The 11,342-nt window shown below is 68.6% G+C and carries 11 protein-coding genes; 8 read left to right on the plus strand and 3 right to left on the minus strand.

The window, feature by feature from the left end:
* Position 1 precedes the first annotated feature (1 nt).
* From AC07SQ_RS13900 to AC07SQ_RS13910, 3 genes are read left to right on the plus strand one after another with little or no spacing between them, the layout of a single operon-like run.
* Positions 2–1,759, plus strand: a complete 1,758-nt coding sequence (locus AC07SQ_RS13900) for an ArnT family glycosyltransferase (protein WP_495273183.1) — start codon at positions 2–4, stop codon at positions 1,757–1,759.
* On the plus strand, positions 1,756–2,745 hold the full coding sequence (locus tag AC07SQ_RS13905) for a glycosyltransferase family 2 protein (protein ID WP_062473993.1): 990 nt from the start codon (positions 1,756–1,758) through the stop codon (positions 2,743–2,745). Before AC07SQ_RS13900 ends, AC07SQ_RS13905 begins: the two co-directional genes overlap by 4 nt.
* Before the next feature lie 10 nt (positions 2,746–2,755).
* A complete protein-coding gene (locus tag AC07SQ_RS13910) occupies positions 2,756–3,169 on the plus strand; it encodes a GtrA family protein (protein ID WP_495273184.1) in 414 nt (137 codons plus the stop codon).
* A 28-nt stretch (positions 3,170–3,197) separates the two neighbouring features.
* Here the strand turns inward: AC07SQ_RS13910 and AC07SQ_RS13915 are convergent, their stop codons facing one another.
* From AC07SQ_RS13915 to AC07SQ_RS13925, 3 genes are read right to left on the minus strand one after another with little or no spacing between them, the layout of a single operon-like run.
* The gene (locus AC07SQ_RS13915; RefSeq protein WP_487848888.1) at positions 3,198–4,397 is read right to left on the minus strand and encodes an amidohydrolase family protein; all 1,200 of its coding nucleotides are present in this window, start codon (positions 4,395–4,397) and stop codon (positions 3,198–3,200) included.
* On the minus strand, positions 4,352–5,119 hold the full coding sequence (locus AC07SQ_RS13920; RefSeq protein WP_495273185.1) for a TetR/AcrR family transcriptional regulator: 768 nt from the start codon (positions 5,117–5,119) through the stop codon (positions 4,352–4,354). Before AC07SQ_RS13920 ends, AC07SQ_RS13915 begins: the two co-directional genes overlap by 46 nt.
* A gap of 26 nt (positions 5,120–5,145) precedes the next feature.
* Positions 5,146–5,919: a ferredoxin--NADP reductase gene (locus tag AC07SQ_RS13925; protein WP_062473986.1), complete on the minus strand. Its 774-nt coding sequence runs from the start codon at positions 5,917–5,919 to the stop codon at positions 5,146–5,148.
* Between the two features lie 319 nt (positions 5,920–6,238).
* Between AC07SQ_RS13925 and AC07SQ_RS13930 the strand changes: the two genes are divergently transcribed.
* The 5 genes from AC07SQ_RS13930 to AC07SQ_RS13950 are packed head-to-tail and all read left to right on the plus strand — an operon-like array spanning position 6,239 to position 11,316.
* Positions 6,239–7,858 carry a 6-hydroxynicotinate reductase gene (locus tag AC07SQ_RS13930; protein ID WP_495273186.1) on the plus strand — a complete coding sequence of 540 codons (1,620 nt, stop codon included), beginning with the start codon at positions 6,239–6,241 and terminating at the stop codon, positions 7,856–7,858.
* 4 nt (positions 7,859–7,862) lie between these two features.
* Positions 7,863–8,765 (plus strand): UPF0280 family protein, encoded by a 903-nt coding sequence (locus tag AC07SQ_RS13935; RefSeq protein WP_495273187.1) that lies wholly within the window; start codon positions 7,863–7,865, stop codon positions 8,763–8,765.
* 21 nt (positions 8,766–8,786) lie between these two features.
* Positions 8,787–9,428 (plus strand): amino acid synthesis family protein, encoded by a 642-nt coding sequence (locus AC07SQ_RS13940; protein ID WP_095743158.1) that lies wholly within the window; start codon positions 8,787–8,789, stop codon positions 9,426–9,428.
* A 38-nt stretch (positions 9,429–9,466) separates the two neighbouring features.
* Positions 9,467–10,051, plus strand: coding sequence for an amino acid synthesis family protein (locus AC07SQ_RS13945; RefSeq protein WP_130426486.1), 585 nt, complete (start codon positions 9,467–9,469; stop codon positions 10,049–10,051).
* 59 nt (positions 10,052–10,110) lie between these two features.
* A complete protein-coding gene (locus tag AC07SQ_RS13950; protein WP_062473975.1) occupies positions 10,111–11,316 on the plus strand; it encodes an ABC transporter substrate-binding protein in 1,206 nt (401 codons plus the stop codon).
* Positions 11,317–11,342 lie beyond the last annotated feature (26 nt).

Genomic DNA, 11,342 nt, shown 5'->3' on the forward strand with positions numbered 1-11,342 from the left:
CGTGATTGCCTGCTGGGGTGCCGGCCGCGCGGTGCTCGCGCGCCTGCGCCCGCCCTCGCGCCGCGACGCCTGGCTCGAAGCGGCCATGTCGGCCGCGCTCGGCGTCGGCCTTTACATCTGTGCCTTCCAGGCGCTGGCGATCTTCGGGCTCTTTCGCCGCGAGGCCACGCTGGGGCTGATCGGCGCGGGCGTCGTGGCCGCCGCGTGGCAGTGGCGCGGTTGGCGCGCCGAGGTGCGGGCGCTGCGCGCGGCCGCGCCGGCCACGCCGCCGTGGACCCGCTTCGAACGCATCGCCGCCATCGCGCTGGCGCTGGTCGCGCTGCCCGCGCTGGTGGCGCCGCTCGCGCCGCCGGCCGCCTTCGACGAGCTGATGTACCACCTGCCCTACGCGCGCCTCGTGGCGCAGCAGGGCACGCTGGGCATCCACGACTGGCTGCGCTACCCCTGGTTCCCGTACAACTACAACCTGCTGTACGCCGCCGCGCTGCAGGTGGGCGACGACGTGCTGCCGCACTTCCTCAACGCCCTGGCGGGTGCGCTGTCGGTGCTGATGATCTTCCGCCTGGGCATCCTGCATGCCAACCGGCTCACCGCCTGCATCGGCGCGGCCATCTGGCTGGGCATGGGCGACTACGCCAACGCGCTGATCGACATGGGCGTGGCGCTGTTCGTGCTGTCGGCCTTCGTGGCGCTGTGGTGGTGGCGCGAATCCGAACCGCTGCGCGACGGCACGCGCTGGCTCTGCCTGGCGGCGTTCTGCCTCGGCGTGGCGGCGGGCTCCAAGTACCAGGCGCTGATCTTCCTGCCGCTGGTGGCGCTGTTCGTGGTGCGCCACGAGCGCCGCCTGCTGCAGGCCTGGGCGCCGGCGCTGCTGTGCTTTTTGATCCCGTGCATCTACTGGTACGCGCGCAACGCGATCATGACGGGCGACCCCTTCAACCCGATCGGCGCGCGCGTGTTCGGCTTCACCGAATGGGTGCCGGCCGACTACGTGCAGCAGGTGGCCGACGTGCGCGACCACGCCGAGATGCCCAACGCGCTGATCTGGTCCGTGTTCCTCGCGCCCTTCAGCGTGTGGTGGAAGCGCTCCGCCGCCGTGCGCGCGGCGGGCTGGTTCTGCCTGTACTCGGTGGCCGTGTGGGTCGTGACCTCGCGCTACCCGCGCTACCTCATGGCCTCGTTCCCGCTGCTCGCGATGACGGCCGCCGTGGGCTGGCAGGTGCTGTTCGGCTGGATCGCGGCGGGCGTGCGCCGCCTGCGCGGAGCGCCCGTTGCTGTCGCTGCAGACGGCCCGCGCAGTGGCGCCGGCGTCGGCGATTGGGTCGTGGTGCTGCTGCTGGCCGTGCTGGCCGCCGTGTCGGTGGGCCAGACGGCCACCAAGGTGTCGATGATCTCGCTCACGCCCGAGGCGCGCGAAGCCTTCCTGCGCAAGCACGTGCCGGGCTACGGCGTGATGGATTACGTGCGCCGCAACGTGACCGGCCGCGTCTACCAGATCGCGCTGAACGAGGCGATCTACTACGGCCCCAACCCGATCTGGGGCGACACGCTGGGGCGCTGGCGCTACCGCGACTACCTGCTGATGTCGCCCGGCGACACGGCGCGCAAGCTGGCGGCCGAGGGCTTCACCACCGTCGTCATGTCGCCCGAGATGGTGAAAGTGCTCAGCGTGCGGCCCGGCTTCGACCAGTACTATGGCCTGCTGCACGACCAAGACGGCAGCCGCGCCTACCGACTCCTTCCGACGACCGCCCCATGACGACCGACCACCGACCCGCCCCCGTGTCCGCCATGCCGCGCATTGCCGCCGTCATTCCCTGCTTCAACGAGGCCCTGGCCATCACCCAGGTGATCGAGGGCTTCCGCGCGGCCCTGCCCGGTGCCGAGATCCACGTCTTCGACAACAACTCCACCGACGACACGGCCGCCGTGGCCCGCGCGGCCGGCGCGATCGTCACGCACGTGGCCGCGCGCGGCAAGGGCAACGTGGTGCGGCGCATGTTCGCCGACGTCGAGGCCGACATCTACGTGATGGTCGACGGCGACGCCACCTACGACACCACCGCCGCGCCGCGCCTCATCGCGCGGCTGGTCGAGGGCAACCTCGACATGGTGGTGGGCAGCCGCGTGGACGACGGCCAGGACGCGCTCACCTACCGCGCCGGCCACCGCTTCGGCAACTGGCTGCTCACGGGCACCGTGGCGCAGCTCTTCGGCGGCGGCCTCACCGACATGCTCTCGGGCTACCGCGTGTTCTCGCGCCGCTATGCCAAGTCGTTCCCCGCGCTGTCGCAGGGCTTCGAGATCGAGACCGAGCTGACCGTGCACGCGCTCGAGCTACGCATGCCCTACGCCGAGGAAGCGACCGCCTACAGCACGCGCCCCGAAGGCTCGCACAGCAAGCTCTCGACCTACCGCGACGGCTGGCGCATCCTGAAGACCATCGGCAAGCTGTTCGTGAGCGAGCGGCCGCTGCAGTTCTTCTCGATCGTCGCGGCCGTGCTCGCGATCGCTGCGCTCGCGCTGGCCCTGCCGCTGTTCATGACCTACGCCCACACCGGCCTGGTGCCGCGGCTGCCCACGGCGGTGCTCGCCACCGGTGCGATGCTGGCGGCGCTGCTGTCCTTCGTCTGCGGCGTGGTGATGCACACCGTCACGCTCGGCCGGCAGGAGGCCAAGCGGCTGCGCTACCTGGCGCAGCCCTGCGTGCGCGAGAGCCTGCGCAAGAGCCTGCGCGCGCACTGACGGCGGCGCGATGAAGATCGGGCGCGAGTTCCTCTCGTTCGCCGTGGCCGGCGTGATCGGCTTCGTGGTGGACGTGACGGTGCTCTACCTGCTGGCACCGCTCTTGGGGTGGTACTGCGCGCGCGTCGTGTCGTTCCTGGCCGCCGCCACCACCACCTGGCTCTACAACCGCCGCTACACCTTCGCGGCGAGCGCGGCCGGCGCCGCCACGGGGCGTTCGGTCTGGCGCGAATACCTGGGCTACCTCACGACCATGCTGGCCGGCGCCGTGCTGAACTACGGCACCTACGTGCTCACGCTGCACTGGGTGGAAGGCCGCTGGGCCGCCGCGCTCGGCGTGGCGCTGGGCAGCATCGCGGGCCTGGGCGCCAACTTTCTCTCGGCGCGCTACCTGGTCTTCCGCTCGCACCGCAGCGGCGGCTGAGGCCGCCGCCGGGCGCGTTCGCTCGGGTTCAGTGCCCGCCCGACACCACCACCGGGATCTCGGTGGCCGGCGGCGTGTTGCGGCTGCGGCCGCAGCGCACGAGGCCGTCGATCATCACCATGCCCACGCCCGGGATGTCGCCCAGCTGCACGCTTTCGAGCAGGCCCGGCGCGGGTGAATGCTGGGCACGGTCCATGAACACGAAGTCGGCCGCGCGGCCCACTTCGATCAGGCCGCAGTTGAGCTTGCGGATCTTCGCCGTGTTGCCGGTCGCGAAGCAGAACACCAGCTCGGCCGGGATGTTCGCGATGGACGACAGCATCGCCACCATGCGCAGGATGCCCAGCGGCTGCACGCCCGAGCCCGCGGGCCCGTCGGTGCCCAGGATCACGCGGTGCGGGCACTTCAGCTCGAGCGCGGCCTTGGCCGCCGCGATGGCGACCTTCTCGTTGCCGTTGTGCACGATCTCGATGGCGCGCGTGCTCTTCTCGCACAGCTCGCACACATGCGCCTCGGGCAGCGAGGTGTGGCCGCCGTTGATGTGGCCGATGATGTCGGCGTCGGCCTCGAGCACCACGTCCTTGTCGATCAGGCCCGAGCCGGGGATCGACGGGCCGCCCGTGTGGATCGTGCTCTGGATGCCGTACTTGCGCGCCCAGGCCACCATCTCTTTCGCCTCGTAGCCGGCCTTCACCGAGCCCAGGCCCACTTCGCCCAGCAGGCCCACGCCGGCCTCGGCGAGTTCCTTGAAGTCGCTCTCGACCATGCCCTTTTCGATGACCGGCGCACCGGCGAGCACCTTCACGCCGCCGGGGCGGAAGTTGTCGAAGGCGCGCTGCGCGGTGATGGCCAACGCCTTCAGGCCGACGATGTCCTTCGGGCGGCCGGGCAGGTGCACCTCGCCGGCCGAGATCATGGTGGTCACGCCGCCGTGCATGGTGGAGTCGATCCAGCCGATCTGGCCCTGGCGCGGCGTCCAGTCGCCGAACACCGGGTGCACGTGGCTGTCGATGAGGCCGGGTGCGACGCAGGTCTTCTTCGCGTCGATGACGGTGACGGCGCCTTCGAGGTCGCAGTCTTTCTCCTTGCCGACCGCCACGATCAGGCCGTCGTTCACCACCAGGGTGTCGGCGTCGAGGATGGGCTTGTCGATGTCGCCCGAGAGCAGCAGCCCGATGTTCTTTATGACGACCTTGCCCGACTTTGCGCCGGCTGCGATTTCTGCCATTTCGTGGTGTCCTCGTCGTGGGGTGGGGAGTTGTTGTCTTGTTCCTGGATGTCGTCCGCGCGCACGGTGCGCAGCAGGGTCTCGATCACGAAATCTTCCCAGTGCGCGACGGCGTCCGGCGACTCCAGCGGCTCGCCGAGGAAGGCCGTGAGCGTGTGCCGGTTCGAGGTGTAGAAATAGCCGGTGGACGCGATCAGCAGGTAGATGTCGCGCGCCACGAGGTCGGTGCGGAACAGGCCCTGGGCCGCGCCGCTGGCAAGGATTTCCGAAATGATGGCCACCGCCCGCGACGAGTACTCGCGCGCCCGCAGCGACTTCGAGATGTGCCGGCCCTTGTGCAGGTTCTCGGTGTTCAGCAGGGTGACGAACTCGGGGTTCTTGCGGTAGTAGCCCAGCACGAAGCGGATGACTTCGGTGAGCGCTTCCACGGGCCGCGAGGCATCGAGCGCAATGGCGGCTTCGGCGTCGTCCATGCGCTGGTAGATACCTTCGAGCACCGCGATGAACAGGCCCTCTTTGCTGCCGAAGTAGTAGTAGATCATCCGGTCGTACGACTTGGCGGCCTTGGAGATCTTCTCCACGCTGCCGCCGTCGTAGCCGTACTTGGCGAACACCTTGGTCGCCGCCTTGAGGATGCTGTCGCGCGTGGCCTGGGCCGCGGCCTCGCGCACGCCGGTGCGGCGCTGGGGCTTGGGCTTGCTGACGGAGCGGGAGTCGGCCATCGTGCGCGCAGCGCCTCTTCTATTGCTTACTTCTCGGCGAAAGCGCGTTCGACTACGAAGTCGCCCGGCGTCGAGGTGTTGCCTTCCTTGAAGCCGCGCTTTTCCAGGATGTGCTTCAGGTCGACCAGCAGGCCGGGGCTGCCGCACAGCATCACGCGGTCTTCCTCGACGTTCAGCGGGGGCAGGCCCAGGTCGTCGGTGAGCTTGTTGCTCTCGATCAGGTCGGTGACGCGGCCCTGGTTGCGGAACTCCTCGCGCGTGACCGTGGGGTAGTACAGCAGCTGCTTGGCGATCATCTCGCCCAGGATCTCGTGCTTGGGCAGGTGGTCCGTCACGAGGTCGTGGTAGGCCAGCTCGTCGACCTGGCGCACGCCGTGCACCAGGATGACTTGCTCGAACTTCTCGTAGGTGTCGGGGTCGCGGATGATGCTCATGAACGGCGCCAGGCCGGTGCCCGTGCCGAACAGGTACAGGCGCTTGGCCGGCAGCGTGTAGTCGATCAGCAGCGTGCCGGTGGGCTTGCGGCCCACGATCACGGTGTCGCCCACCTGGATGTGCTGCAGCTTCGAGGTGAGCGGGCCGTCTTCCACCTTGATGCTCAGGAACTCGAGATGCTCCTCGTAGTTCGGGCTCACGATGCTGTAGGCGCGCAGCAGGGGCTTGTTGTTGACCTTCAGGCCGATCATCGTGAAATGACCGTTCGAGAAGCGCAGCGCCGGGTCGCGCGTGGTGGTGAAGGTGAACAGGCGGTCGGTCCAGTGGTGGACGCTCAGGACGCGTTCTTCGCTGAATGCACTCATACAGAACTCAAGTGTTGGTTGAAGACAGAAAAGGGTGGCTGAGCCGAAATGCACGCCTTTGGGGCGTCCGCCATCGGCCGGCTAGCAACCCTCCATTGTCGTTGGTCGGAAAAACCCCGATGAACACCGCGAGAAAACACCATTGCAAGCATCGGGCCTGTTTGCTACATTGACCTTTGATGTAGTGAACGCAACATGAAAGTGTAGGGGATGCTACACAAACGAAAGCCGCCGCACAAGCACCTGCACGGCACGTTTGTTGCAAACCTCCGGAGCCTGAAGACCCGCTCCGACAGCACCACACCACGAGATCGCCCCGATGACTGAACACACCAAGACAGACGGACTGCCCGGCATCGACATGCCCCTGGTTGCGCAGGCCGGCGGCGCCGCCTTCGGCAAGGCGCCGCCGCGCAACGAGAAGATGAGCACCGCCAAGGTCGAGTGCAACGCCTGCCCGGTGCTGTGCCAGATTTCCGACGGCCGCACCGGCGCCTGCGATCGCTACGCCAACCGCCAGGGCGTGCTGGTGCGCGTCGACCCGGTGGTGCTGCTGCGCCGCACGCTCGCCAGCGAGCAGCCGGCGCTCGTGCCCTTCGACCGGCCCGGTGCCGAAGCGGCCGAGGCCCATGCTGCGCCTGACTGGAACGGCGACCTGCTGCACGCCGACGAGGTCTTCGTCACCGGCGTGGGCTCGTCCACCACCTACCCCGACTACAAGCCCGCGCCCTTCATCGTGGCCTCCAAAGCCCAGGGCGTCGACATGGTCACCGTCGTCACCGAAGGCATCTTCAGCTACTGCAGCTTCAAGGTGAAGATCGACACCGACCGCTTCCTGGGCGCCGAGCAGGCCAACGTGCGCTACAAGGGCGAGGTCGTGGGCCACGTCACCACGGCCGAGTACGGCTCGCAGATGCTGTCGCTGGGCGGCGTGCACCACCTCACGGGCGGCAGCAAGAAGGAAGGCCGCATGACGGCCGAGCTCATGCAGCTCCTGGGCAACAAGCAGGCGGTCGAATGCACCATCGACGGCGGCGCCAGCCTCGTCATCCAGGCCGGCAAGGCGCCCATCGTCAACGGCGTGGAAGAGCAGCGCATGCGCGTGGGCTGCGGCTCGGCCGCCGTGGGCATCTTCGCGCGCCAGTTCGCCGGCGTGGCCGACGAGGTGGTGGTGGTCGACGACCACATCACCGGCGTGCTCACCGAACACCAGGCCGGTCGCTGCCTCGACATGACGCCCTCGGGCATCCAGATGCTGGGGCGCAAGTCGACGCCGGGGCGCTACTTCCAGGTCGCGAACCCCGGCAACGGCTGGGGCGGCACCGACATCGCCGACCCGCTGGCGATCATCGAAGGCTGGGAAGAGGGTGTGGCCCGCCCCGGCCTGCGCTTGCTCATGACCTCCACCACCGGCGAGCACGCGCAGTGGTACGTGCTCGACGAGGCGCTGAAGCCCATCGAGCAGCCCATGCCGCCCGAGGTGCGCCGCATCGTCGATCGCATCGGCGAAAACTGCGAGCCCTCGCTGTGCACCGTGCTGTTCCTCGGCGGCGCCGGCGGCAGCCTGCGCGCGGGCGTCACCGAGAACCCGGTGCTGCTCACGCGCGCCATCAAGCGCGCGCTGGTCAACGTCACCTGCGGCGGCGCGCCGGCCTATGTGTGGCCCGGCGGCGGCATCACCGTGATGGCCGACGTCATGCGCATGCCCGACAACAGCTTCGGCACCGTGCCCACGCCGGCCATCGTCGCGCCCATCGAGTTCAGCATGCGGCGCGACGACTACGAGGCGCTCGGCGGCCACGTCGAACACATCTTCCCGCTCGAACAGGCGCTCGCGCGCGGTGCGTGGCAGGAAGACGGCGCCCCGCTGGCGCGCCAATGGCTCGTCATCGACGATGCCAATCCCTGGCCGCTCGGCCATGCCCCGATGCTGGGCTGAAATCATGTCCGCCCAACGCACGGCGCTCGACGCGGGCCGCTGGCATTTCAACCACGGCCCGATCGACATCGTGGCCGAAGCGTATGGCGACACGTACGCCGTCGCGGCCGCGCACGACGCGGCCTGGGCGCGCTTCGGCCATGTGCTCGACGAACTCGTGCGCGAACTGCCGCAGCTGCGCCTGTCCGTGGCGGCACGCCAGCGCCCGCGCGGCGTGGTCGCGCGCCGCATGTGGGACGCCTGCGATGCCTTCTCGCCGCTGTTCCTCACGCCCATGGCCGCAGTGGCCGGCAGCGTGGCGCAGGAACTGATCGCCTTCTACGACCGGCCCGGCATCGAGCGCGCCTGGATCAACAACGGCGGCGACATCGCGCTGCACCTCGCGCCCGGCCACACGGCGCGCGTGGGCCTGTTCGCCGACCTCGCGCGCTTCGACTGGCGCGACAGCGGCATGCTCACGACCGACGGCCAGTTCGAGCTGCACGCCGACCAGCCCGTGCGCGGCGTCGCCACCAGCGGCTGGCGCGGGCGCAGCTTCTCGCTGGGCATCGCCGACAGCGTGACGGTGTTGGCCGGCACCGCGGCGCAGGCCGACGCCGCCGCCACCGTGATCGCCAACGCCGTCGACGTGGCCGACGCCGCCATCCAGCGCCTGCCCGCCAGCGCCTGCAAGGACGACAGCGACCTCGGCGACACCCTCGTCACCGTCGACGTGCCGCCGCTGGCGCCCGCGCAGGTGCACCATGCACTCGATGCGGGCGCGGCGTGCGCCCGCGCGTTGCAGAAAAGGGGGCTCGTGTGGGCCGTTCTGCTCGTTTGCCAGGGGCAGTGGCGGCGGGTGGAGCCCTTATGCTCGAAGTCGCTGGACACCCGGCTGCCCGAAGCAGTTGGTTCAGTATTTGCTTAACGAAAAGCAAGGTTCTTTTTCATGATCGAAATCCGTCGCGTCTTCACCCATGTCGAGCACATCCACCACGAGTTCGGACCGCGTGCCGAAACGCCGCTGGTGCGCGGTGCCATCGGCGCGGTGCTGACCAATCCTTTCGCGGGCCGCTACGAGCCCGACATCCTGCCGATGATGGCGCTGCTCGACCCCGTGGGCGTCGACATGGCGCACCAGCTGCACGCCGCCATGGACGTGCCGCTCGAGCAGATCGCCACCTACGGCAAGGGCGCCATCGTCGGCGCCGACGGCGAGCTGGAGCACGGCGCGCTGTGGCATGTGCCCGGCGGCTACGCGATGCGCGAGCTGCTCGGCTGGAAGGGCAGCCGCGCCGCCTACACCGCGGGCAAGGCCGAAGAGAAAACCGGTCAGCCCGGCAACGCGCTGTCGATCGTGCCCTCGACCAAGAAGGTCGGCCCGCCCGGCGCCGCGCTCGACGTGCCGCTCACCAACATCAACGCCAGCTACGTGCGCGGCCAGTTCGACGCCATCGAGGTGCGCGTGCCCGGCGCGCCGATGGCCGACGAGATCGTCTTCATCCTCGCGATGAGCACCGGCTACCGCGTGCATGCGCGCGTCGGCGGCCTGCTCGCCAAGGACATCAGCAAGTGGGACGGCCTGCGCTGACCGCACACGACAAGAGACAAGACAAGGAACATACAGACATGACCGCCAACATCCGCAAGCTCGTCATCCAGGTCGATGAAACCCGCAAGGAAATGGGCCAGGACGTCACGCCGCCCACGCGCCGCGCCGTTGCCATCGCCGTCATCGAGAACCCCTACGCCGGCCGCTACAGCGAGAACCTCGACGAACTGATCGCCATCGGTGAAGAGCTCGGCGCGCTGCTCGGCCAGAAGGCCGTGAAGGCGCTGGGCATCGAGCCCGGCCAGGCGCAGAGCTACGGCAAGGCCGCCATCGTCGGCGAGCGCGGCGAGCTGGAGCATGCCGCCGCCATCCTGCATCCCAAGCTGGGCGCGCCGCTGCGCGTGGCGGTGGAGAAGGGCGCGGCGCTCGTGCCTTCGGCCAAGAAGCAGGGCACGCTGGGCACCGCCATCGACGTGCCGCTCGGCCATAAGGACGCCGCCTTCGTGCGCAGCCACTTCGACGCCGTCGAGGCCCGCGTGAGCGACGCGCCGCGCGCCAACGAGATCGTCGTGGCCGTGGCCGTCACCGACAGCGGCCGCCCGCTGCCGCGCATCGGCGGCCTGCAGGTCAGTGAAATCAAGGGCGAAGACGGTCTTCGCTGACCTGTCATTGCATCGACACCCGCATCGTGTTTTCTGTTCGAACTTCTAGGAGCTTCCCGATGAATCCATTGCGCCTTGCCTTCTGCGCCGCTTCCGTCGTCACGCTGGCCACCGCCCTCGTCCCCGCGCATGCGCAGGGCGTGATCAAGATCGGCGAAATCAACAGCTACAAGGCGCAGCCCGCCTTCCTCGAGCCCTACAAGAAGGGCATGGAACTGGCGGTCGACGAGATCAACGCCAAGGGCGGCGTCAACGGCAAGAAGCTGGAGCTCATCAGCCGCGACGACAACGCCAACCCCGGCGACGCCGTGCGCGTGGCCGAAGAACTCATCTCGCGCGAGAAGGTCGACGTGCTGGCCGGCGCCTTCCTGTCGAACACCGGCCTGGCGCTGACCGACTTCGCCAAGCAGAAAAAATTCTTCTACCTCGCCGCCGAGCCGCTCACCGACAAGATCGTCTGGAGCAACGGCAACAAGTACACCTACCGCCTGCGCCCCTCGACCTACATGCAGGTCGCGATGCTGGTGCCCGAGGCCGCCAAGCTCAAGAAGAAGCGCTGGGCCATCGTGTACCCCAACTACGAGTACGGCCAGTCGTCGGTCGCCACCTTCAAGACCTTGCTCAAGGCGATCCAGCCCGACGTCGAGTTCGTCGCCGAGCAGGCGCCGCCGCTGGGCAAGGTCGATGCGGGCAGCGTGGTGCAGGCCCTGGCCGACGCCAAGCCCGACGCCATCTTCAACGTATTGTTCGGCGCCGACCTGTCCAAGTTCGTGCGCGAAGGCAACACGCGCGGCCTGTTCAAGGACCGCGAGGTGGTGAGCGTGCTGACCGGCGAGCCCGAATACCTCGACCCGCTGAAGGACGAGGCGCCCAACGGCTGGGTCGTCACCGGCTACCCCTGGTACGGCGTGAAGACCGCCGAGCACAAGGCCTTCAACGACGCCTACCAGGCCAAGTTCAAGGACTACCCGCGCCTGGGCTCGGTGGTGGGCTACAGCGCCATCTACTCGATCGCGGCCGGCGTGAAGAAGGCCGGCAGCACCGACACCGAGAAGCTCGTGGCCGCCTTCAAGGGCCTGCAGGTCGACACGCCCTTCGGCAAGATCAGCTACCGCGCGCAGGACAACCAGTCCACCATGGGCGCGTACGTCGGCAAGACCAAGAACGACGGCGGCAAGGGCGTGATGGTCGACTATGTCTATCTGGATGGCGCCAAGTTCCAGCCGACGGACGACGAAGTGAAAAAGATGCGCCCTGCGGACTGACCGCACGGCTCCTGCAACGCGTCCGC

This window comes from Variovorax sp. GW821-FHT06D12, assembly GCF_059419205.1.

Bases quoted from the DNA above. Each gene is read 5' to 3' on its own strand.
- AC07SQ_RS13915 (WP_487848888.1), bottom strand. From the start codon at position 4,397: ATGGCAGAAATCGCAGCCGGCGCAAAGTCGGGCAAGGTCGTCATAAAG.
- AC07SQ_RS13910 (WP_495273184.1), top strand. From the start codon at position 2,756: ATGAAGATCGGGCGCGAGTTCCTCTCGTTCGCCGTGGCCGGCGTGATC.
- AC07SQ_RS13945 (WP_130426486.1), top strand. From the start codon at position 9,467: ATGACCGCCAACATCCGCAAGCTCGTCATCCAGGTCGATGAAACCCGC.
- AC07SQ_RS13950 (WP_062473975.1), top strand. From the start codon at position 10,111: ATGAATCCATTGCGCCTTGCCTTCTGCGCCGCTTCCGTCGTCACGCTG.
- AC07SQ_RS13920 (WP_495273185.1), bottom strand. From the start codon at position 5,119: ATGGCCGACTCCCGCTCCGTCAGCAAGCCCAAGCCCCAGCGCCGCACC.
- AC07SQ_RS13940 (WP_095743158.1), top strand. From the start codon at position 8,787: ATGATCGAAATCCGTCGCGTCTTCACCCATGTCGAGCACATCCACCAC.
- AC07SQ_RS13925 (WP_062473986.1), bottom strand. From the start codon at position 5,919: ATGAGTGCATTCAGCGAAGAACGCGTCCTGAGCGTCCACCACTGGACC.
- AC07SQ_RS13930 (WP_495273186.1), top strand. From the start codon at position 6,239: ATGACTGAACACACCAAGACAGACGGACTGCCCGGCATCGACATGCCC.
- AC07SQ_RS13905 (WP_062473993.1), top strand. From the start codon at position 1,756: ATGACGACCGACCACCGACCCGCCCCCGTGTCCGCCATGCCGCGCATT.
- AC07SQ_RS13935 (WP_495273187.1), top strand. From the start codon at position 7,863: ATGTCCGCCCAACGCACGGCGCTCGACGCGGGCCGCTGGCATTTCAAC.